Genomic DNA, 23,537 nt, shown 5'->3' with positions numbered 1-23,537 from the left:
CCTCACCGAGGTGTCAGGGCGACAGGCAGGGTGGTCAGTCCGCTGATGAAGTTCGACGGCAGCCGCCGGACCGGCCCGGTCACCTCGACGGTCCGCACTGTCGCCCGCAGTTCGGCGAGCAGGGCACGGATCTCCTCGCGGGCCAACTGGGCGCCCAGGCAGAAGTGCGGGCCGTACCCGAAGGTCAGATGACGGTTGGGCCGCCGCGCCAGGTCGAAGGTGTCCGGGGCGGGAAAGACCTCCTCGTCGCGGTTCGCCGACACCATCCACAGTGTCACCACGTCGCCCTCGGACAGCGCCCGGCCGCACAGTTCGGTGTCGGCGGTCACTGTACGGCCCACGTGCGCGGCAGGAGTGGTCCAGCGCAGGATCTCCTCGCTGCCACTGTCGACGAGGGCCGGGTCCGTCATCAGCCGTACCCACTGATCGTCGTGTGTGGCAAGGGCCAGCAGTCCGCCCGCGAGGGCGAGCCGGGCCGTCTCGTCCCCGCCGATGACGAGGTTGTAGCAGTTCAGCAGCACCTCCTCGTCGGTCAGTGGGCGACCGTCGACGGTGCCGCCGACCAGCAGGCTGATGACGTCGTCGGCGGGTGCGTCGCGGCGCGCGGCGGCCAGCCGGGTGTAGTAGAGCAGGATGTCGCTCTGCGCGATGCGGGCCTCCAGCCCTGCCTGGTCGGCGGACTCGCCGAGCATCGCCGCTCCGGTCAACTCCAGGACGCGCGGCCGGTCCACCTCGGGTACGCCGAGCAGTTCGCAGATCGCCTGAAGGGGCACCTGCGCGGCCACCTCGGCGACGAAGTCCCCGCCGCCGCGCTCCACCAGGCCACGAAGGAGTTCACGGGTGGCACGCGTGATGGAGTGGGTCACCGGCCGCAACGCCCGCGGACCGAACCCGCCGGCGAGCAGACTGCGCAGACCCGTGTGGAACCGACCATCGGTGACCACGAGCATCCGGCCCGCACCCGGGTCACGACCGCGCAGCAGCGTACCGAGCATGTTGCCGCGCATCGAGGTGAAGGTGTCGCTGTCCCGGACCACCCGCAGCACGTCGGCGTGGCGCGTGACCACCCAGAAACCCGTCGCGGCGCCCGACTGATGCCAGTGCACCGGGTCGTGGCGGCGCAGCCACCGCCACCTGTCGGTCAGATCCCGGGTGGCGTGCACGTACGGGTCGAGCAGGTCGACAGTCTCCGGCTCTCCCGTCACTGCGACGACTCCGCCTCGTCGAGCAGGGCGGCGAGCAGGTCGTCGTCCGCGCCGCCGCCCATCGCGGTCAGCCGGGCGACGAGTTCACGGAGGCTGACCGGTTCGAGGAAGAGTTCGATGGGCGCCCGGATGCCCAGGTCGTCGCCGAGCCGACCGATCAGGTGGACAGCGGTGAGCGAGTCCCCGCCCACGTTGAAGTACGACTTGTCGAGGTCGTCCGGTCCGGTCAGCCCGAGGACGGTGACGAGCAGCTCGGTCACGGCGGCCTCGGTGACCGGCCGGGCGGGACCGGCAGGCTCGCCGGGAGGTGGCGATGCCACCGGCTGCGGCACCGGGAGCGTGGTGGCCGCAGTGGTGAGGCTCAACGCGCCGAGGCTCTCCCCGGCGAACGGATAGGTCGGCAGGTGCGTCCGCCACGCCCCGTCGGCCGGCGCCGGCCACCGTACGTCCGCGCCCCGGACCCACGACTCGCCGATCATCCGCAGCTCCTCGGCCTGCCCGGCGTCCGTCACCCGCCTGCCCTCGGCCAGGGCGTCCAGCGCGTCGGCCGCTTCGGCCGTGCTGCCGGCCACCACGTACGCCCGCGCGGCGTGCGCGCTGCGCCCGCTGCGCAGGGTGTACGCGACGTCCGCGAGGATCGGCGGCGCGGGCGCGCGCAGCGCGGCGGCCAGCTCGGCGGCCGCGCGGCGCAGTTGAGTGTCCGTCCGCGCGGAGATCGGCAGCAGCTCGGCACGGTCCGGCGGAACCGGGCGGTCCGGTTCGGGCGCCTCGGCCAGCACCACGTGCACGTTGGTGCCCCCGATGCCCAGTCCCGTCACCCCGGCCAGCCGCTGGCCGCCGTCCGGCCGGTCCCACGGGCTCAGCGTGGTGACCCGCTCGAACCCCGGCATCCGCGCCAGGTCCGGATGCGGCCCGCTGGCGTTTGCCGTGGGCGCCATGCTCCGGTGGCCCAGCATCAGCACGACCTTGATCAGGCTCGCCACCCCGGCCGCCGCGTCGAGGTGCCCGATGTTCGACTTGACCGAGCCGATCCCGCAGGGCCGGCCAGGTCGGGTGGCGCCGACAGCGGCGGCGGTAGCGGCCAGCTCGACACGGTCGCCCAGTTCGGTGGCGGTCCCGTGCATCTCCAGGTACTGGGCGGCGCGCGGGTCGAGGTCCGCCGCCGACCAGGCCTCGACGATCGCCCTGCTCTGCGAGTCGACGCCGGGCGCGGTGAAGCCCACCTTCGTCGCGCCGTCGTTGGTGACCGCCGAACCCAGGATGACGGCGTGGATCGGGTCCGCGTCGGCGATAGCGTCCGCCAGCCGCCGCAGCACCAGCACCCCGACGCCGTTGCCGCTGACCGTGCCGGCCGCCTTCTCGTCGAAGGGCCGGCACCGCCCGTCCGGCGAGAAGATGCCGCCGTCGCGGTACAGGTAGCCGCGCGGGTGCACCGAGTCCACCGAGACCCCGCCCGCCACGGCCGCGTCGCACTCGCCGAGCAGCAGCGCCTGCGCGGCCAAATGCACCGCGGTCAGCGAGGTGGAGCAGGCGGTCTGCACGCTGAGGCTAAGACCGTCCAGCCCGAGACGGTACGACACCCAGGGCGCCAGGAACTCACGGTCGGTGAGGATGCGCAGTTGCAGCGGCCCCAGCTCGGCGGCGAGCCGGCGATCCACCGCGGCGGCGAGCATGTGGTCGGTGGGGCTGCCGCCGACGTACACGCCCGTCCGGTGGGGCACGTGGCGGGGGTCGTAGCCGGCGTCCTCCAACGCGCTCCAGGTGGTCTCCAGGAGCAGCCGGTGCTGCGGGTCCAGGATCGCGGCCTCCGTACGGTTGAAGCCGAAGATCTCCGCCTCGAAGCGGTCCGCGCCGGCCAGGTGCCCCTTCGCGGGCACGTACGCCGGATGGGTCAGCTCGGCCGGGTCGACACCCGCGGCCCGTAGCTCCTCGGAGTCGAAGGTGGCGATCGAGCAGACGCCGGAGCGGAGGTTCTCCCAGTACTCGCCGAGGTCCCGCGCGCCGGGGAATCGCCCGCTCATCCCCACGATCGCCACTGCTGGCGCTTCGGTCATGTCAGGCCACCTTCCACTGTGTCGTCACCGGCCGGCCGGGCTCGCGCCGTACGGGTCATGAGCCGGGCCCGCCGGTCCTGGCCCCGACGCCGACCCGCGTCGACGTCGGCTGACGGTCCGGGATCGCCGGGACCGTCCAGGTGTGCGGCGAGGGCGGCGACTGTGGGGTACCGGAACAGGTCGACCATGCTCAGCCCGGCGTCGCCCTGCTCGTGCAGCGCGGACAGCACCCCCAGCAGCCGCAGGGAGTTGCCGCCCAGTTCGAAGAAGTTGTCGTGGACGCCGACCCGGTCCAGCTCCAGCACCTGACGCCAGACCGTCGTCAGCCGGAGTTCGGTCCCCGTTCTCGGCGCCACATACCGGTGCGCCAGGTCGGGTCGGGTGGTCGGCGGTGCCGGTAGCCGGGAGCGGTCCACCTTCCCGGTCCGTCCGGTCGGCAGCTCGGCGAGCGTCACCACGCTCTCCGGCACCATGTAGCCGGGCAGCCGCTCGGCGAGCCAGCCGCGCAGTTCGCCGACGACCGGCGGCGTGCCGTCCACGCCCACCACGTACGCCACCAGCCGGCGCAGGGCGCCGTCACCGAGCACCGCCGCGACGGCCGCCGACACCGCCGGATGGCGGACCAGCACCGCCTCGATCTCCCCCAGCTCGACCCGGAAACCACGGATCTTCACCTGGTTGTCGGACCGGCCGAGGTAGCTGAGCGTCCCCTCGGCGTCGTACCTGCCGAGGTCCCCGGTGCGGTACATCCGCTCCCCCGGCCGGCCGAACGGGTCGGCGACGAAGCGCTCGGCGGTGAGCCCGGGCTGGTTCGCGTACCCCCGGGCCAGGTGGGCTCCGGCCAGGTAGATCTCGCCCACCACACCGACCGGCACCGGCCGCAGCCGCCGGTCCAGCAGGTACGCGCGGCCGTTCGCCACCGGGCGTCCGATCACCACCGGCTCGCCGGGGCGCAGCTCCGCGGTGGTGGCGTAGATGGTGGCCTCGCTCGGCCCGTACGCGTCGAGCAGACGGCGGCCGGCCACGGCCCACCTGTCGACGAGTTCCGCCGGGCAGGGCTCGCCGCCGACGGCGATCGTGCGCAGGTCGGGCAGGGCATCCGGCGAGCAGGGCAGCGACATCGCGGCCGTGGGTGGCAGGAAGACGTACGTGATGCGGGAGTCCCGCAGCCGTCGGTACAGCGCCTCGCCGAGCCGTTCGTGCTCACCGGCGATGTGCAGTTCGGCTCCGGCGACCCAGGTGAAGAACAGGTCGGACACGGCGACGTCGAAGCCGAACGCGACGTACTGGAGGACCCGGTCCGTCACGGTGACCGGGAACTGTGGACGCACCGCGGTGGCCAGGTTGGTCAGCGCCCGATGGGGCACGCTCACGCCCTTGGGAGTGCCTGTCGAGCCGGACGTGTAGAGGATGTACGCCGCGTTGTCCGGGCCCGGCGCTCCCGTGCCGATCCGGGGGCCCGGCTCCGGGCGGCTGAGCACGTCGGCCGCGCCTGCCGTCACCACGAGCGCCGGCAGGCCGAGTTCCCCGGAGCGCCGGGCGGTGCCGACGCCCAGCAGCACCAGTCGGGCATTGGCACCGGCGAGCATCTCGCGCAGCCGCGCCGACGGCTGGTCCGGGTCGAGCGGCAGGTACGCGCCGCCGGCCCGGAGCACGGCGAGCGCGCACACGGCCATCTCGGCGGACCGGGGCAGGCACAGTCCGACCGGAAGCTCCGGGCCCACCCCTGCGGTCACCAGCTCGGCCGCCAACCGGTCGGCCCGGGTCAGCAGCTCGCGGTAGCTCAGCACGATGTCGCCGCAGACCAGAGCCGTCGCCTCGGGACGTTCGGCGGCGCGGTCGGCCACCAGGTCCGGAACGAGGCGGGCCGACACTTTCGCCGTGGTGCTGTTCCACTCGTGCAGCATCAGGTGCCGCTGCGGCGCGTCGAGCATCTCGGCGGCGGCCGTCGGCCGGTCCGGAGCGTCGAGCAGGTCGTCCAGCAGCACCTGGAAGCCGCGTACCCAGTGCCTGACGGTGGCCGGATCGAACAGGTCGCTGCGGTAGATGAACTGCCCGACCAGGTCGGATCCCCAGCGCTCCACGTACAGCAGGAGGTCGAACTTCGCCACGTCCAGCACGAGCGGCACCCGCTCGACCCGGGCCGGCGGCAGGTCCAGTTCCAGCACCGTCTCGTCGTCGTAGGCGAACACCACCTGCACGACCGGGTCGTGGCTCGGCTGACGCTGCGGTGCCACCGCGTCGACCACGGCGCTGAACGGCGCGTCCTGGTGGTCGCGGGCGTCGTGCAGCAGGTCCCGAACCCGGTCCACGAGGTCGGTGAAGCTCGGCCCGTCCGCCAGGTCGACACGTAGCACCTGGGTGTTGGTCAGCAGGCCGACCATGCCCTGCACGTCGGGGTGGTCCCGGCCGGCGACCGGGATGCCGACGACCAGGTCGTCGTGGCCCGACAGCCGGTTCAGGAACGCGGTGTAGGCGGCCAGCAGGACCACGAACGGCGTGGTGTGCCGGGTACGGGCCAGCCCCGCCAGCCGTTCCCGCAGCCCGACAGGCAGGAGGAACGACTCCACCCCGCCGGCCGGGGTCTGCACCGCGGGGCGGGGCCGGTCGCCGGGCAGGGCGAGCACCGTCGGCGCTCCGCACAGCATCTGCCGTACCTGAGCCACCGAGTCGGCGTATCCGCCGGTGGCGAGGCGGTCCCGCTGCCAGGCCGCGTAGTCGGGGAACTGGATCGGCAGCGGCTGCGGGGGCGCGCCGTCGCCGTCGCGTTCGGCCCGGTAGCTGTCGGCCAGCTCGCGCAGCATGATCTCCATCGCCCAGCCGTCGCAGACCAGGTGGTGGACGGTCACCAGGATCCGGTGGCCGCCGTCGGTGAGGGCGTACACGCGGCAGCGCAGCAGCGGGCCGCCCGCGAGGTCGAACGGCCTGGCCGCCTCGGCACGCATCGCCGCGTCGACCTCGGCCGGCGACACGTCCCGGTCGACCCGCACGTCGGCGGTCGCCTCGGCGGCCACCACCTGACGGTGCTCGCCGTCGACGGTACGAAAGACGGTGCGCAGCGACTCGTGCCGGGCCACCAGCGCGTCGAGGGCGCGGGTGAAGGCGTCGACGTCGAACGGGCCGTGAACGGCGAACGCGACAGGCACATGGTATTGGGCGCTGCCCGCGTGCAGCCGCTCCAGCACGAGGAGGCTGGCCTGTGCTGGTGACACCGGAAACTCGTACTCCACCGGTTCGTCGGCGCGGTCGCTCACGTCAGCGCGCAGCATGGTCGGCCCTTTCGAGAAACGGATCGATGGTGGCGGCGATCTCGGCGACGGGACCCGGCCGGAGCACGTCGCGGTGGGCGCAGTCGAGGTCGCGTACCCGGACCCTTCCGGCGGTCCGGCGCCAGGCGGCGGCCTTCGCCTCCGAGGTCAGGCCGCCGGGTTCGGCGGTGGCCGAGAAGAGCAGCACCTCACCGTCGTACGGCGACGGCTGGTAGCTCTGAGTCAGCCGGAGATGATGGCCGCCCAGCTCGACAAGCGCGGTGAGCCGCTCCTCGGTGGCACCCCGCAGCGGGCCGTCGGCGGTCCGCACCGCCGCGAACACCTCGGCGCGGCGCAGTGGGCCGGGTCGGTCGAGCAGCTCCGGTGGCCCCGCCTGGAGCAGGATGCGCAACATCTCCTGCTCCAGCAGGTCGTCGTCGGGCTGCGCGGGCGTCGGGTCGGCGAGCGCCGTGACCGGTACGGCGTCCAGCACGGCCACCAGTCCCACCTGCTGCCCGGCACGCCGCAGCTGGCCGGCCAGCTCGTACGCCAGCAGGCCGCCGAACGACCGGCCCATCAGCAGGTACGGCCCGCTCGGCTGCGCCGCCCGGATCCGGGGCAGGTACTCCCGGGCCATCTCCTCGATGCTCAGCGGCGGCGGGATGCGCCCGCCGAGCACTGTGGACTGCAGGGCGTACACCTGTCGGCCCGGCAGGTGCGGCAGCAACGCCGTGTACGACCAGCCGAGCCCCATCGCCGGGTGCAGGCAGAACAGCGGCGTACGGTCGCCGTCGCCGCGCAGCGTGAGCAGGGGCGCGAGCCCGAGGTCGCCTCGGGGGGCGTCGAGCCGGCCGGCGAGAGCGCGCGGGGTCGGCGCGTCGAACAGCGCGCCGATCGGGATCCGGCTGCCGAGCGCACCCTCGACGGCCGCGACGAGGCGCATCGCGAGCAGCGAGTGACCGCCGGCCAGGAAGAAGTTGTCGTCCGGCCCCACCGCCGGCACGCCCAGCACTGTGGCGAACAGCTCGCACAGCTTCGCCTCCCGTGCCGGGGCCGGCGTCGTCGCGGTCGGCGGGCCGACCTGGTTCGCCTGCTGTGGCAGGGCGGCCCGGTCCAGCTTCCCGTGCCGGGTCAGGGGCACCTCGTCGATGCGCTGGTATCCGCTCGGCAGCAGGTGAGCGGGCAGCCGCTGCGCCGCGTACCCGCGAACGGCCGCGAGGTCGCCGTCGCCGTCCAGGACGAGGTACGCGACGAGCTGCCAACCTCCGTCCGGTCCGGACGTGGCGGCGACCACCGCGTGGTGGACGCCCGGGCCGGAGCGCAGGACGGCCTCGACCTCGCCCGGCTCGATCCGGAAGCCCCTGACCTTCACCTGGTCGTCGGACCGACCGACGAACTCCAGCTCGCCGTCGGTGTTCCAGCGCACCAGGTCGCCGGTGCGGTACATGCGCGCACCCGGTTCGGGCGAGTACGGCGAGGCGACGAACCGCTCGGCCGTCCGGGCCGGCTGACCGAGGTAGCCGCGGGCGAGGCCGGCGCCGGCCAGGTACAGCTCCCCCACGACGCCTACCGGAACCGGGCGCAGCCGGGCGTCCAGCACGTACGCGCGGGTGTTGTCCAGCGGACGGCCGATGGGGACCGGGCCGGCGGCCGGTGGGCGGCGGATCGGGTGGCGGGTGGCGAAGGTGGTGGTCTCGGTGGGGCCGTACCCGTTCACCACCCGCAGCCGGGGCGCGGCCCGCTGGACCCGGCGCACCGCGTCGGGGTCGACGACGTCCCCGCCGGTCCACACCTCGGCGAGCCCGGCGAGGACGTCGGGGGCGAGGTGCGCCACGGTCCGGAACAACTCGGCGGTGAGCCAGAGCGCGGTGATCCGGCTGTCCGTGAGGATCCGTTTGAGGGCGTCCGGCTCCAGTGGTCCGGGTGGCGCGACCACCACAGTGCCGCCGGTCAGCAGCGGCACCCACAGTTCGTAGCTGGCCGCGTCGAAGGTGTGCGGGCTGTGCAGCAGCACCCGGGCGTGCGCGCCGCCGGCGAAGCACCGGTCGGCGGCCAACGCCAGCAGGTTCCGGTGGGTCGCGACCACGCCCTTCGGGGTGCCTGTCGAGCCGGAGGTGTACATCACGTACGCGGCGCGGTCGGGGTGGGACGCCGCCGGGTCGGGCAGGGGTGCGGTCGCGTCGGTGCTGTGTGCGGTGAGGGCGCGCATGTCGTCGGGGAGCCAGTCCGGCACCCGGTCGGCAAGGACGATCCGTACTCCGGCGTCCCGCATCAGGCGGACCAGCCGGGACCGGGGTTGGGCGGGATCGAGCGGCACGTAGTGCCCCCCGGCCAACAGCACCGCGAGCTGGCCGACCACCAGCTCCGTCGACCGGCCCAGCAGCAGCCCGACCGGCGACTCCGGGCCGACGCCCACCGCGGCGAGCCGACAGGCCAGGGCATCGGCCCGGGCGGCCAGCTCGCGATAGGTGAGGACGCCGCCGGCGGACTCGACAGCCACCGCGTCGGGAGTGACTGCCACCTGGGCCGCGAAGCGCTCGGGCACGCTGCCGCCGGGCACCGGGCGCGCGGTGTCGTTCCAGGCGCTCAGCAGGTCGCGCCGCTCGGTCGCCGGCAGCACGTCGATCCCGTCCACGCGTGCGTCCGGATCACCCGCCAGCAGGTCGAGGGCGCGGACCAGCCGCCGCGCCACCAGATCCGCCTCGGCGGCGCCGAAGCAGTCGGGGCGGTAGCCGAGCCGCAGCCAGAGGCCGTCGGCGGCCACCAGCGTGACGGTGAGCGGATAGTGGGTGGCGTCCCACACCTCGACCAGCCGTGGCCCGGTTGCCTCGTCCGGGTCGGTCGCGCCGCGCGGGAAGTTCTCGAACGCCAGCATCGTGTCGAACAGCTCGCCCACGCCGGCCAGGCGTTGCGTCTCGGCCAGCCGTACGTGGTGGTGCGGGGTCAGCGCCACCTGCTCGTCCCGCACGCGGGCCAGCAGGTCGCCTACCCGCTCGCCCGGACGCAGCCGGACCCGGACCGGCACGGTGTTGATCAACAAGCCGACCATCGTCTCCACACCGGTCAGCTCCGGAGGGCGACCCGACACGACCGCGCCGAAGACCACATCGTCGGTACCTGTCATCCGGGCGAGCACCAGCGCCCAGGCGACCTGGACGATGGTGTTCACCGTCAGCCCGGCCCCGCCGGCCCGCCGGCGTACCGCGGCGACAAGCGCTGCGGACAGTTCACACTCGACGGTCGCGGGTTGGACCGGAGTGCGGGACGCCGGGCCCGGCGCGACAAGCGTCGGCTGCCCGAGGCCGGCCAGGGCGTCCCGCCATGCTCCGGTGGCGGCCTCGCCGTCGAGGCCACGAAGCCAGGCCAGGTACTCCCGGAACGGCGGCGCGGACGGCAGCTCGGCGCTCCGACCCGCATACAGCGCTGCCAGGTCCCGGGCCAGGATCGGCATCGACCAGCCGTCGACAAGGATGTGGTGCAGCGTCACGATCAGTTCGGCCCGCTGCGCGCCGAACCGGACCAGGGCGCACCGCAGCAGCGGCGGGCGGGTCATCTCGAACCGGCGGACGCGGTCGACCGCCAGCAGGCGCCGCAGCTCCTCCCGCGCCTCGGCCGGGTCGCGTCCGGTCAGGTCGACCTCGGTCCACGGCACCGACACCTCGCGCGGCACCACCTGCACCGGCCGGGCCAGGCCCTTGTGCCGGAAACAGGCCCGCAGGTTCGGGTGCCGCACGAGCAGCGCCGCCACCGCCTCCCGCAGGCGGTGCGGGTCCACCGGGCCGTCGATCCGGAACCGGACCTGCACCAGGTAGACGTCCAGCCCCGAATCGTCGACCAGGGCGTGGAAGAGCAGACCCTCCTGAGCCGGTGTGAGGGGCAGCAGGTCGGCCAGGGCGCCGCCGCTCACCACGAACCGCCCCCGTCCGGGGCGTCCAGGTCGTCCACCAGGGCGTCGAGCTGCTCCTGGCTGAGATCCACAAGCGGAAAGTCGGAGCGGGTCACGCCGCCGGCACCGGCGGTCGACGCGTGGTCGGCGAGCACCAGCAGGGCGGACCTCCAGTGCCCGGCCAACTCGCGTACATCCGCCTCACCGAGCGCGCCGCTCGCGTACGACCAGGTGGTGAGCAGGTACGGGCCGTCCGGCCCGACCCGTGTGACGGCGTCCACGTCCAGCGCGTGGGTCACCGGCAGCGCCTCGGCGCACACCACACCGAGCAGCTCGACGCCGCCGGCCGTCGACTCGAAACGACCCAGGTAGTTGAACCCGACGTCCGGCTCGGGCAGCTTCGCGAGCGTCGAGGCGGTCTCCGGGTTGACGTACCGCAGCAGGCCGTAGTCCAACCCGCCGGCCGGCACCGCGCGGAGCTGCTCCTTCACCTCTTTGAGTGCCGTGCCGGTGTCCGCCCCGCCCTGCCAGAACGCCTCGGTCGCCGCCGCCGGGGCGTCCAGCCGGACCGGGTACCGGGTGGTGAACCATCCGACGGTGCCGGCGAGGTCCACCCCGTCCACAGGCGCGTCCCGGCCGTGCGCCTCGCGATCGAGCAGCAGGCCGGTACCGCTGCCCCGCCACCGTACGACGGCCGCGAGCAGCGCCGTCAGCAGCACGTCGTCGGGCCCGCAGCGGAAGGCCTCCGGGATCTGGGAGAGCACCGGCTCGGTCTCGGCCGCCGGCAGGCTGACCGACACCGTGGCCCGCCGGCCGGTGGTGGCCCGGTCGGGCAGCAGCCTGGTGTCCGGCCCGGTCAGCACCTCGGTCCATCGTGGAAGCTCGTCGGCCACCGCGCCGGCCCGCGCGTGGAGCAGTTCCGACCAGCGCCGCAGCGACGTACCCGGAGCCGGGCCGGCCAGCGCCGACCCGCCGGGCCGTTCGGCTGTCAACAACTCCACCAACTCCGGGTGCAGGACGTGCAGGGAGACCGCGTCGACGGCCAGGTGATGCACTGTCAGCAGAAGGCGTCCGTCCTGCCCGGGACCGTTGTCGAACCACACCGCCGCCAGCAGCCGGCCGGCCTCCGGCGCCAGCCGCACTCGGGCCGCCGCCTCGCGTATGGCCGTCGCGCGCTCGGCCTCGCTCATCGCGCCGGCGTCCACCCGCACCACAGTGTCGATCCGGACCGAGCCGGGCGGCGAGATCTCCAGAGCCCAGTCGTCGGGCGCGGGCCGCAGCAGCCGCAGCCGCAGGGCGTCGTGCCTGTCGGTCAGGGTCCGCAGCGCCTCGTCGATGCGCCAGGCGTCGAGCGCGGCCGGGACCGGGACGTGCACCGACAGGGCGAACGCGGCCGGCTCGGTGGCGTGCTCGCACCACCAGGACATGACAGGTGTGAGCGGGAACCGCCCCGGACCGGACCACTCGGGTGCCGCGGCGACCACACCGGTACGGGCGAGCACCGCCAGACCGGCAGGCGTCCGGGCCGTGAAGACCTCACGCAGGGTGAGTTCCCACCCGGCCGCCCGGGCTCGGCTGACCAGCAGCAGTGCCATGATGCTGTCCCCGCCGAGCTCGAAGAAGCCGTCGTCCACGCCGACCTGCGGAACCCCCAGCACCTCGGCGAAGAGCCCGCAGAGCACCTCCTGGGCGGCGTTGCCGGGCCGGGCCGACCGGGGCTTCGGCGGGATGACGGGAGCGGGCAGCGCGGCCCGGTCGAGCTTGCCGTGCGCCGTGGTGGGAAGGGCGTCGAGCGTGACGAACGCGCTCGGCACCATCTGCACGGGCAGTGCGGCCAGCGCGTGCGCCAGGACCTCGTCCGGTTCGAGTCGCGCTCCGGGGCGCGGCACCAGATAGGCGACGAGTCGGCGGTCGCCCGGGGTGTCCTCACGCAGCAGCACCACCGCACGGGCCACCGACGCGTGCCCGGCCAGCATCGCCTCGATCTCGGCCGGCTCGATCCGGAATCCGCGCAGCTTCAGCTGCTCGTCGGTGCGGCCGAGGAAGTCCAGTTGGCCGTCCGCCCGCCACCGCACCAGGTCACCGGTGCGGTACATCCGGGCACCGGGCCGCCGGGCGTACGGGTCCGCGACGAACCGTTCGGCGGTGGCCGCCGGTTGGCCCAGGTACCCCCGGGCCAGGCCCTCGCCGGCGAGGTACAACTCGCCGGGAACCCCGACCGGCACCGGGCGCAGCCGCGCGTCGAGCACGTGCACAGTCGTGTTGGTGATCGGGCGGCCGATCGGCGGGGCGCCGTCGCCGGCCGCGAGCGGATCGCTCACCGTCACGCCCACAGTGGTCTCGGTCGGCCCGTACGCGTTGTGGAACCGGCGACCCGGCGACGCCCACGCCGCGACCAGCTCCGGTGGGCAGACGTCCGCCCCGACGCACACCGTCCGCAGCTGCGGGTACTCGTCGGCGGGAACGCTTGCCAGCACGGCCGGCGGAAGCAGCACGCAGGTGACCCGGCGCTCGCGCAGGACGTCCCCGAGGGCGGCACCGACAAGTGGCCCCGACGGTGGGATCACCAGGGTCCCGCCGGACCCGAAGGCCATGCACAGCTCACCGACGGAGATGTCGAAGCTGGGCGAGCTGAGGTGCAGGACGCGGCTCTCCGGGGTCAGCTCGAACCGGCGTACCAACGCCTCGGCCAGGCTCGCGATGCCGCTGTGGGTGACCACCACGCCCTTGGGCCGGCCGGTCGAGCCGGAGGTGTACATCAGGTAGCCGGCGGCGGCGGGCACCGTCCGGACGGCCGCGCCGGCCGGTTCGCCGGCGAGGTCCGCAGGATCCAGTACCAGCAGGGGTACGCCTGTCTCCGGCAACTCCGCCGCGCCGTCGGTGACCACCAGCACCGGCGCGGCGTCGTCGACGAGCAACCGGATCCGGTCGACCGGATAGTCGAGGTCGATGGGCAGGTACGCGCCGCCGGCCCGCTGCACCGCGAGCACGGCGACGACGGTCGCCACGGTACGGCCCAGTGCCAGCGCCACCACGCTCTCCGCGCCGACGCCGTGCTCCCGTAGGCGGCCCGCCAGCCGGTCGGCCCGGTCGAGCAGTTCGGCGTACGTCAGGGAAAGGTCGTCCGATTCGACGGCGATCGCGTCGGGTGTCTCGGCGGCCCGGCGGGCGGCCAGGTCGGCGATCGACGCCGGTGGTAGGTCGACCCGGTCACCGTCGCCAGCCGTGCGCAGTCGTCGCCGTTCGTCCCCGCCGAGCAGGGCGACGGCGTCGACAGGCACCTCCGGTGCGGCGAGCAGCCCGGCCAGCAGGACCGGGAAGCTCTCGGCCCAGCTCCGCACCACCTCGGCCGGGTAGACGTCGGTACGGATCTCGAACGTGCCCTCGATGCCGTCCTCGGTGTCCCTGGTGATGCCGACGAGGTCGTGTTCGCCACCGGTGTGGACACGCTCCGGCTCGGCGATCTCCCGCAGCGCGCGGACGCTCTCCTGTCGGTTCAGGTGCATGAACACCCACTGGAACAGCGGGGAGCGGCCGTGTGTGCGCTGCGCGCCGACCGCGCTCACGATCCGGCCCACCGGCACGTCGGCGTTGGCAAGCATCCGGGGAAACCCGGCGGTGAACCGGCCCAGCAGGTCGGCGAAACTGTCGGTGGGTCCGATCCGCCAGCGGGTGGGCAGGGCGTTCATCACGTAGCCGATGACCCGGTCGAGACCCGTGGCCGAGCGGTTGGCCGTCGGGGTGCCGATGACGAAGTCGGCCCGCCCGGACAGCCGATACGCCAGCACCGCGAACGCGGTCATCAGCACGCCGTACGCGGTCGCGCCGCGCTCCCTGGCGAACGCCCGCAGGGTCGCCTCGGTGCCGGCGTCGATGTGGAACGGGATCTGCCGGATCACGCTGCCGGTCGCCGGTGCGACGGCCCCGGTGCCACCGACCGTCAGCGGCTCGGGTGGGTCGGCCAGGCGCTCGCGCCAGAACCCGAGCTGCGCGTCGAACACCCCGGCGGCCTCCTGCTCACGCTGCCAGGAGGCGAAGTCGGCGTACTGGATCCGCGGACGCCCCCGGCGGGGCGCGACGCCGTCCCGCACCGCCCGGTACGCCTCGACGAACTCGCCGTGCAGCACGTCGAAGGACCACCAGTCGGTGACGATGTGGTGCAGCGCCAGCACCAGCGACGATCGGGTGTCGTCGACGGTGACGAGGCATCCCCGCATCAGTTCGTCGCCGGTCAGGTCGAACGGGCGGCGGCTGAACGCCGCGAGTTCCTCGGGCAGGGTCGTGCCGCGGTCCCGAACGTCGATCCGCTCCAGGACAAACCGGTCGGCGGGCAGGAATTCGAGGCGTAGGTCGCCGACGTCGCCGACGATAGTGGTGCGCAGGATGTCGTGCTGCTCCCGCACGATCGTCAACGCCCGCTCCAGGTCGGCAGCCGCCACCGGCCTGTCGAAGTGGTACGCGCAGCAGAGGTTCAGCGCCGCCGTACCCGGATAGAGCGATTCGTAGACCCAGAGGTCCTCCTGGGCGAGGCTGAGCGGCACCGGGCCGCCGTCGTCACGCGGTGGCACGACTGCCGGGATCTCGGCGAGCCGGTCCGCCTCGACGAGCCGGCGCAGCAGCCGGACCCGCTGCTCGCCGCTCAGCGCGGCGAACCGGGCGGCGGTCGACGTACCGGGCGGGCCACTGCTTCGCACCGTCATGCCGTCAGGTCCTTTCGCAGTTCGGCGAGCCGGTGCAGCCCGGCGAGGATGTCCGACCGGTCGAGGCCGAAGTCGACGAAGCAGGCCACCTCGTCGCAGCCGAGGTCGCGCAGGTCGAGCAGGGATCTGCGGCAGGTCTCCGGTGAGCCGAGCAGGCTCCCCCAGCTCAGGTAGCGCTGCCTGGCGAATTCCACGAGCGCGTCGGTCTGCTCGGCGGTGAGCGCCGCGGCCCGGCCGTCGCCGGCCCGGTTGGCTGCCGTCTGCGCCACGTACGACCGCAGGTACGCCCGCAGCGGCCCGCTCGCCAGCCGGGTGGCCTCGTCGTCGTCGGCCCCGACGTACGTGTGCGCCATCAACGTGACAGTGCCCCGGTCGGTGGTGCCCAGTTGCTCGGGTGCGGCCTGGTACGCCGTCCGGTAGCGCCGGATCTTCTCGGCCAGCTCCTCCCGGGTCTGCCCGATGGTCGCGCCGAGCACGTTCGTCCGGAGCCGTCCGGCGGCCTCCCACGTCTGCGGGCTGCCGGAGGTGGTCAACCAGATCGGAAACCTCGGCGACACCGGTCGGGGCTGGGGTCGTACCGCCACCGGACGCCCAGTGCCGTCGGGCAGTTCGACCGCCTCGCCCGCCCAGAGCCGGCGCAGCAGCGGGATGTCGGCCAGGGCCCGCTGCCGCCGGTCGGCGTACCGGTCGGGGGCCAGGACGAAGTCGGTGGAGTGCCAGCCGGTGGCCACCGAGATGCCGGTCCGGCCCCGGGACAGGTTGTCCACGACCGACCAGTCCTCGACGACCCGCAGCGGGTGGTGCAGGGGCAGCACCACACTGCCGGCCCGTACGGCGACCCGGTTGGTGACAGCGGCGAGCGCCGCGCAGAGCACCGGCGGGCTGGGGAAGACCTGCCCGACCTGCTGGAAGTGCCGCTCGGGGGTCCACACGGCGGTGAACCCGAGCGAGTCGGCGGCACGGGTGATCTCCAGGATGTCGTCGTACTTGGCGGCATGGCCGCCTGCGCCGTCGCAGTCGTCGGCGCCGAAGAACATCACGCTGAGGTCCATGGGCGTCGGTCACTCCTCACCGTGGTAGGTCCGACCGGAGCGGACCCGTGGGATGCGGGGCAGGCGGGGAATCGGGGTCGTGGCGACCGTCGGGGCGTCGGTCAACGCCCGGGCCAGCTCGGCGACGGTCGGGGCGGCGAAGATGTGGCTCGCGGTCGCCGGCAGCCGTTCCCCTGTGGCGATCCGCGCGGCGACACGCACCGCCCGCAGCGAGTTCCCGCCCAGGGCGAAGAAGTTGTCGTGCGCCCCGACCCGCTCGACGCCGAGCGCGTCGGCCCAGAGCGCCGCCAGCCGCCGTTCCAACTCGGTACGCGGCGCGACGTGGACCGGCCGGCCGGACGGCTGCCGGGGCGGCGGAACCGCCGCGTCCGCGCCCGCCGGCAGGGCCAGCCGGGCGTCGAGGTCGGTGAGCCGGGTCCACGGCGCCCCGGCCATCGTGTCGAGCACCCGCAGCAGGGCGTCCGCCAGCCACTCCATCACGGGCCGGCCGAAGATCTCAGCCTGGTACTCGACAGTCACCGCGATCCCGGCCGGCGTACGGTCCGGCCCGTAGTCGTCGGTCACGTCCACCAGCAGCTCGAACCGTGCCGCGCCGGTGCGGATGACCTCCACCCCGCTCCGTACGCCGGTCAGGGCGAGACTGCTGCGCGCGTTGTTCTGCAGCGCCAGCACGACATCCACCAGCGGGTGCCGACCGGGCGACCGCGGCGGGTTGAGGTCCGCCACCACCTGTTCGAACGGCACGTCCTGGTGGGCGAACGCCGCGACGTCGACCTCCCGGACCCGAACCAGCAGCTCGGCGAGCGTCGGGTCGCCGGACAGGTCCGTTCGCAGCGCCAGCATGTTCACGAAGAACCCGACCGCGTCGGTCGGGGCGACGGTCCGTCCGGCGATCGGCGCGCCGACCGCGATGTCGTCGCCCGCGCCGGCCCGCCTCAGCACGACGGCCAGCGCCGTGTGCAGCACCATGAACAGCGTGGCCCGATGCCGCCGGCCCAGCTCGACGAGCTGGGCGTGCACGGCCGGGTCCACCTGCCGTACCGCGGTCTCCGCCCGAGGGCCGGGGGCGGCCGGCCGGTCGGCGAGCCGGGGCAGGGCCAGCCCGCCCGGCAGGCCGGCAAGGACCGAGCGCCAGTGGGCGAGCTGCCGGGCGGCCACGCTGCCCGGGTCGGCCGGGTCGCCGATCCGCGCCCGCTGGTCGAGGCCCACGGCGTGCCGTTCGGGCGCCGGCAGCGCGGGCGGCGCGCCGACCCGGCGGGCCGCGTACGCGCCGGACAGGTCGTGCAGCAGCGGCGCCAGCGACCAGCCGTCCGCGGCGATCTGGTGCATCACCAGCAGCAGCGCCGCTCCGGGCTGGTCGTCGTCGACTGTGAACACCACGGCCCGGATCGGAAGCTCGGCGCTCAACCGGAACCGGTACCGGGCGGCAGACGCGACCCGCTCGGCGAGTTCGGCGTCGTCGGCGACCCGGACCACCGCGACGTCGAGCCGCGCCCGCCCCGCCGGCAGCACCCGCTGCCCGGGTTCGCCGTCGTCGACTGTGAACACCGTCCGCAGCGCCTCGTGCCTGTCGATGAGATCCTGGAGCGCGACCCCCAGGGCGGCGGTGTCGACCTCGCCACGGAGCCGGACGAGGATCGGCATGTTGTACGCGATTCCCGCGTCGACCTGGTCGAGGAACCAGAGCCGCCGCTGGGCGAACGACAGAGGCGTACCGCGCCCGGCGTTCCCGGTCCCTGTCGACGGCGGCTGCTGCTCCGTCGCGGAGCCGCGGATCTCGTCCAGGCGCCGTGCCACCGCGGCCACGGTTGGCGCCTCGAACATCGCCCGTACGCCGATCTCGGCGCCCAGCACGGTGTGGATGCGGCTCAGCAGTCGCGCCACCCGCAGCGAGTCACCGCCCAGGTCGAAGAAGTCGTCGTCGACCCCCACCGACGGTACGCCGAGCACCTCGGCGAAGAGTTCGCACAGCGCCTTCTCGGCGTCGGTGCCCGGCGGGCGCGACGCCCCGGACTCGTCCGCCCCGAGCGGCGGGTGCGCCGGCAGGGCCGCGCGGTCGAGCTTGCCGTTCGCGGTGAGCGGCAACGCGTCCACCGCGACGACCACCGCCGGCACCATGAACTCGGGCAGCATCCCGGCCACGTGGGTCCGCAGGTCGTCGTGCCCGGGCGGGCGTTCGCACCCCTCTGCCGGCACCACGTACGCCACCAGCTGCCGCTCGCCGTGCCTGTCGTCGGTGGCCGCGACGGCGGCCCGTTCCACAGCCGGATGCCTGGTCAGCACCGCCTCGATCTCGGCCGGTTCGACGCGGAAGCCCCGGATCTTGACCTGGGCGTCGGCGCGTCCCACGAAGTCCAGCGGACCGTCCGCGCCCCGGCGGACCACGAGGTCCCCGGTGCGGTACATCCGTTCACCGGGCCCGCCGAACGGGTTGGCGACGAACCGGTCGGCGGTCAGCCCGGCACGGCCGAGGTAACCGTCGGCCAGGCCGGCCCCGGCGGCGTACAGCTCACCGACCTCGCCGTCGGGCACCACACGCAGCCGCTCGTCCAGCACGTACGCGTCTTTCGCGGCAAGTGGCCGGCCGATCGGCACCGAGGCGCCCTCCGCCTCGGCCCGGATCACCTGATGGGTGGTCACGAAGATCATCGCCTCGACCGGTCCGTACCCGTTGCGCAGCCGCAGCCCGGGGAAGCGGTCCAGGGCCCGGCCGACGTGCGCCGGCGACAGCGCCTCGCCGCCCACCAGCAGGTCGCGGACGCCGTCGAGCGCGGCCGGGTACTCGTCCACCACCACGTTGAACAGGCTGCTGGACAGGTACATCGTGGTGACGCCGTGCTCGCCGGCCAGGCGGGCCAACACCACCGGGTCCACGCGGCGCCCCGGGTACAGCACGCAGGTGCCGCCGTGCAGCAGCGCGCCCCACAGTTCCAGCACGCAGGCGTCCCAGGAGACCGGCGCGCACTGCAGCCACACCGCGTCGGGCGCGGCCGGCAGGTCCTCCTGCCCGGTCAGGGTGCCGACGATCGCCAGGTGCGGCGCCGCGACGCCCTTGGGCCTGTCGGTCGAGCCGGAGGTGAACATGACGCACGCGACGTCTCCGGGCCGGGCCCGACCGGCGCCCCGGGGCAGCTTCCGTCCCTGGTCCGCGTCGACGCCGACGAACCGCGCCCCGTTCCCGAGCCGCCGCACGGCCGCGTCGGTGGCGGCGACCACCAGGGCGACGCCGGCATCCTCCGCCATGCCGCGCAGCCGGTACGGTGGAAAGGCGGGGTCGAGCACCAGGTATCCGGCCCCGGCCTTCAACACCGCGAGGACCGCGACCACCAGGTCGACGCCGCGCTCAAGGTGCACCCCGACCACCGCGCCGGGCCGCGCGCCGGCATCGGCGAGACACCGGGCCAGGCGGTCCGCCCGGGCGTCCAGGCCGGCATAGGTCACCCGTTCCGAGCCGTACACCAACGCTGTCGCATCAGGGGTACGGGCGACCTGCTGCTCGAAGACCTCGTGTACGCAGTGGGCGTCCACCTCAGGAGCCCGTGGACGCGGTATCCGACGAGACCGGGTCGGCTCCGGAGCGGTCCCCCAGAAGGCTCGCCGGGCGGATGTCCGACCAGTGGGTCTCGACATAGGACAGGCAGTCCGCCCGGCCGGCCGCCCCGTGAACGGTCCGCCATCCGGCCGGCACGTCGATGTCGGCAGGCCACAGTGAATGTTGGTTCTCGTCGTTGACCAGCACCAGGTACTCGCCGTTCTCGTCCTCGAACGGATTGCTCGTCATGTCGGCACCTTCCTCTCTTCCTTCTGCTCGGCAACGCCGTCCCAGTCGGGAAGGATCACGTCGATGTCGCGTACCTGGCGGTTGGTCATCCCCCACACCGCGACAGCCATCCCGCACCCGCCGGCGATCAGCAGCATCGTCGCCATTCCGCTGCCGGGGCCGCTCCCGACGACCGGCTGGAGCAGGCCGACCAGCCCGGTGCCCGCGGCGGCCTGCGGCTCGAAGACCCGGTCGGCGACCAGGCCGGAGCAGACCATGGCCAGCGGCGCGGAGATCTGGGACACGAACATCACCGCACCGAAGACGCGGCCCTGCCGCTGCGGGGGCACCTTGGTCTGGATGATCGCCTGCATGGTGCCGTTCACGATCGGCATGAGCAGTGCCCCGACCAGGATGGCCGCGCACCAGGCGGGGACGTCGCGGGACGCGGCCACCAGAACCTGGGAGGTCAGGCACATGCCGACCACGCCCAGCAGCATGCCCCGGATCCGTGCCTTCGGGCCGCCCCACACACCCATCAGCAGGCCACCGAGGATCCCGCCGACGCCGATGCTCGCCATGACGCTCGCCAGCGCGGACGCGTCGTTGCCGGTGCGGGCCAGGATCATCGGCTGCACGATCGCGTACCCGAAGACCATCACCAGGTTGACCACGAAGATGACGATCACGAGGCCACGCAGGCTGGGCCGTACGAACAGGTATCGCAGGCCGTCAAGCGACTCGGCGCCGAGCCTGCGGCGAGCCTCGACTGTGGCGCCGTCGCGGGGCTGTTCGTGCAGGCCGGCCGCCTGGATGGTGAGCAGGGCGAGGACGAAGCTGAGCAGGTCCACCAGGAGGATCGTCCCGAGCCCGGAGGTGGCGACAAGCACCCCGGCCAGGGCGGGTCCGCAGATCTCCGCCGTGCTGCGGGCCGTCCCCAGCAGACCGTTGGCGCGTTGCAGCTGGTCCTTGGCGACCAGCAGGGGGATCGCCGAGAAGAGCGCCGGGTACTGGAAGGCGGCGGCGGCGCCGAGGAGCGCGACGGCCACGTAGATCTGCCAGAGCTGAAGGTGCCCGGAGAAGTGCAGGGCCGCCAGCGCGCCCACGACCGCCAGCCCACCGATGTCCGCGAGTTGCAGCGCCGTCCGCTTGCGCAGCCGGTCGACAAGCGCCCCCGCCGTGGGACTCAGCAGCACCTGCGGCACCACCGCGAGGACCGAGAGGAGCACGACGGCTGTGGCCCGCTGGCCGGACGTCCAGGCTTGCACCACGAAGGCGAACCGGAGGACCGAGTTTCCGATCAACGTGACGAGCTGCCCTGCCCAGATGATGCTGAATCTGCGCATGAACGGGCCAGCCCCCCGAAGTCACTGCCGGGCTGACAACGTTCACCCGCCCGACATGATCGCTTCCCCGAGGCTAACGACGTGTATGACAACGGTCAATGTCCGTACCCGTTGATCATTCGCATTCGTGGATCAGTGCCGGGTCAGTGGTCCCCGTCGTCGAACGCCGTACGCGGGTCGAGACGCTGACCCTGCGCGTACTCCTCGGCGAAGCCGGCCGGACCGAGCGCCTCGACCGCGGCCGCCCGTACGGCGGCCAGGTCTGCCGCGTCGTCGGGATCGGGCACCTGACCCAACGCCGTGAACGCGTCGTCCGCGACGGCGACCATCCGGGCCGCCCGGGGATGGTCGCCCTCGGCCGACGCGAGCGCGGCGCCCGACTTGACGAACTCTGGATCGTGCGGTCAGAGCGGCCCCGCCGCCGGCTGCCTATGCCGTCCAGTCCTCGACAGGGGTGAGCGGGACGGGCGCGGGCCGTCGTACCACAGTCGTCAGCTCGATCCGTCGCCCTTCGGCTGCCGAGCGCAGCAGGGCGGTCATCGTGTCGAGGACGTGCAGCGCGAGGTCGCCACCGGCGCGCGGCGGACGCTCACCGTCGGCCCGGACGAGGTCGATCAGACCGACGCCCCGGGAAGCCCCGACGTACCCGGCCAGCGGTTCGAGGACCCGCCATTCGCCGCCGCCGAGCGCGAACAGGCGGACCTCACCGTCGAAGACGTTCGGATCGGGTACGGCGAGGGTGCCGGTCTCGCCGTGCACCTCGATCGGCGCGGCGCTCGTCGCGACGCCGTCGAAGCTCGTCGTGATGGTGGAGAGAGCGCCGTCGGCGTGTTCGAGCACACCTGTCACGTGGCTGTCCACCTGCACGGGGATCCGCTGGCCGGTGCGGGGGCCCGAGCCGATGACGCGCTCGGCGCGTAGCCGGCTGGCGGCCCCGACGACCGCCCGGACCGGCCCGAGCAGGTGCACGAGCGCCGAGATGTAGTACGGCCCCATGTCCAGCAACGGGCCGCCGCCCGGGGCGTAGTAGAAGTCGGGCTGGGGGTGCCAGCGTTCGTGCCCCGGCGTGACCATGACTGCCGACGCGGACAACGGCCGCCCGATGAGCCCGTCGTCGATCGCCGCCCGCGCGGTCTGCGTGCCCGTACCCAGAACGGTGTCCGGAGCGCACCCGACGCGGACGCCTGCCGACGCGGCCCGGCTGATGATGGTTCCGCCGTCCTGGAACGTCACGGCGAGCGGCTTCTCGACGTACACGTTCTTGCCGGCGTCGATCGCGCCGAGCGAGATCTCGGCGTGCGCCGCGGGGATCGTGAGGTTGAGGACGGTCTGCACGTCCGGTCTGTCGAGCAGGCGCGGCACGCTCAGCGCCTCGGCGCCGGGAATCATGGCGGCGACAGCTGCCGACCGGGAGGCGTCGAGGTCGGCCACCGCGGCGATGGACACCGCGGGGTGGTTCGCGAGCGTGTCCAGGTACGCGCGGGAGATGACCCCGAGACCTACTACGCCGACGCGATGCGGGTCGCCCACACCATGCCCCTCTCGATGACGGTACGGACGCTCGGGTGCTCCAGCACGTCGAGGCTGTGCCCCGGGGTGGTCACGACGATGCGCCCGGCACCCCACAGCCGGGTCCAGATCGCCGGGGACGTGACCGGCCGCTGCCACGGATGCCAGGCCCGCGTCGGGTGGGTCGTGGTGGCCAGGACGTCGATCAGGTCGTCGTGCAACACCCAGTACTGCTCGGTGACCAGGTCGAAGTCCTCGACGCCGGTGGTGACGGGGTGCTCGCGACCGAGGTCCGTGATGGCCACCGTGTGCGGCAGGAAGTTGTCCTCGGCCCCACCGTGCCGCTCGCACGGCTCCTTGCCCGGGTGGGTGGCGAACTGGCCGCCCACCAGGTGCAGGTAGTCCGACGACGCGCGGAACGAGTCGACGATGCCGCCGTGCCAGCCGGTGAAGCCCGTTCCGGCGGCGACGGCCGCGCTGAGGCCCGCCACCTGCTCCGGGGTGATCTGCGACATCGTCACGCACTGCACGACGAGGTCGGTGTCCGCCATCTCGGCGGCATCGGCGTAGATCTCGGTCGACCCCTCGACGCGTACCGTGTAGCCGTTGCCCTCGAGGAACGGGATGAACAGGTCTGTCGCCTCGACCGGCCGGTGCCCCTCCCACCCGCCTCGAACCACTAGTGCTCTCCGCTGCGTCATGCTCGCTCCCTCCCCCGTCCGCCGTCGGTGGGCTGGCCGCTCCCGCCCGGCGACGGACCGCCGATGCCTGTGCTCG

The 23,537-nt window shown here is 73.6% G+C and carries 12 protein-coding genes; all 12 read right to left on the bottom strand.

Features of this window, described 5'->3' with window-relative positions; all coding sequences use genetic code 11:
- Positions 1-2: 2 nt before the first annotated feature.
- Positions 3-1,205, bottom strand: a complete 1,203-nt coding sequence (locus tag AB0N27_RS04495) for a cytochrome P450 (RefSeq protein ID WP_364363022.1) — start codon at positions 1,203-1,205, stop codon at positions 3-5.
- Complete coding sequence (locus tag AB0N27_RS04490) at positions 1,202-3,259, bottom strand: beta-ketoacyl synthase N-terminal-like domain-containing protein (protein ID WP_364363020.1); 2,058 nt, start codon at positions 3,257-3,259, stop codon at positions 1,202-1,204. Before AB0N27_RS04490 ends, AB0N27_RS04495 begins: the two co-directional genes overlap by 4 nt.
- Entirely contained in the window at positions 3,256-6,528 is a 3,273-nt protein-coding gene (locus AB0N27_RS04485) for an amino acid adenylation domain-containing protein (RefSeq protein ID WP_364363018.1), read from the bottom strand. The genes AB0N27_RS04490 and AB0N27_RS04485 overlap by 4 nt, the downstream gene beginning before the upstream one ends.
- The gene (locus tag AB0N27_RS04480; protein ID WP_364363016.1) at positions 6,515-10,417 is read right to left on the bottom strand and encodes an amino acid adenylation domain-containing protein; all 3,903 of its coding nucleotides are present in this window, start codon (positions 10,415-10,417) and stop codon (positions 6,515-6,517) included. Before AB0N27_RS04480 ends, AB0N27_RS04485 begins: the two co-directional genes overlap by 14 nt.
- Entirely contained in the window at positions 10,411-15,093 is a 4,683-nt protein-coding gene (locus tag AB0N27_RS04475) for an amino acid adenylation domain-containing protein (RefSeq protein WP_364363014.1), read from the bottom strand. Before AB0N27_RS04475 ends, AB0N27_RS04480 begins: the two co-directional genes overlap by 7 nt.
- The gene (locus tag AB0N27_RS04470) at positions 15,090-16,145 is read right to left on the bottom strand and encodes a MupA/Atu3671 family FMN-dependent luciferase-like monooxygenase (protein WP_364363012.1); all 1,056 of its coding nucleotides are present in this window, start codon (positions 16,143-16,145) and stop codon (positions 15,090-15,092) included. The genes AB0N27_RS04475 and AB0N27_RS04470 overlap by 4 nt, the downstream gene beginning before the upstream one ends.
- A 9-nt stretch (positions 16,146-16,154) precedes the next feature.
- Positions 16,155-19,673, bottom strand: a complete 3,519-nt coding sequence (locus AB0N27_RS04465) for an amino acid adenylation domain-containing protein (RefSeq protein WP_364363010.1) — start codon at positions 19,671-19,673, stop codon at positions 16,155-16,157.
- Position 19,674: 1 nt separating this feature from the next.
- The gene (locus tag AB0N27_RS04460; RefSeq protein ID WP_364363008.1) at positions 19,675-19,926 is read right to left on the bottom strand and encodes an MbtH family protein; all 252 of its coding nucleotides are present in this window, start codon (positions 19,924-19,926) and stop codon (positions 19,675-19,677) included.
- Complete coding sequence (locus AB0N27_RS04455; RefSeq protein ID WP_364363006.1) at positions 19,923-21,251, bottom strand: MFS transporter; 1,329 nt, start codon at positions 21,249-21,251, stop codon at positions 19,923-19,925. Before AB0N27_RS04455 ends, AB0N27_RS04460 begins: the two co-directional genes overlap by 4 nt.
- Before the next feature lie 143 nt (positions 21,252-21,394).
- Positions 21,395-21,580 (bottom strand): hypothetical protein, encoded by a 186-nt coding sequence (locus AB0N27_RS04450; protein WP_364363004.1) that lies wholly within the window; start codon positions 21,578-21,580, stop codon positions 21,395-21,397.
- 100 nt (positions 21,581-21,680) lie between these two features.
- Complete coding sequence (locus tag AB0N27_RS04445; RefSeq protein ID WP_364363002.1) at positions 21,681-22,781, bottom strand: Gfo/Idh/MocA family oxidoreductase; 1,101 nt, start codon at positions 22,779-22,781, stop codon at positions 21,681-21,683.
- The gene (locus AB0N27_RS04440; RefSeq protein WP_364363000.1) at positions 22,754-23,461 is read right to left on the bottom strand and encodes a ThuA domain-containing protein; all 708 of its coding nucleotides are present in this window, start codon (positions 23,459-23,461) and stop codon (positions 22,754-22,756) included. Before AB0N27_RS04440 ends, AB0N27_RS04445 begins: the two co-directional genes overlap by 28 nt.
- Positions 23,462-23,537 lie beyond the last annotated feature (76 nt).

Source organism: Micromonospora sp. NPDC093244, from assembly GCF_040683695.1.
Classification (GTDB): domain Bacteria; phylum Actinomycetota; class Actinomycetes; order Mycobacteriales; family Micromonosporaceae; genus Micromonospora.
The sequence above is the reverse complement of the archived record's forward strand: the minus strand, read 5'-3'. Positions and strand labels throughout refer to the sequence as shown.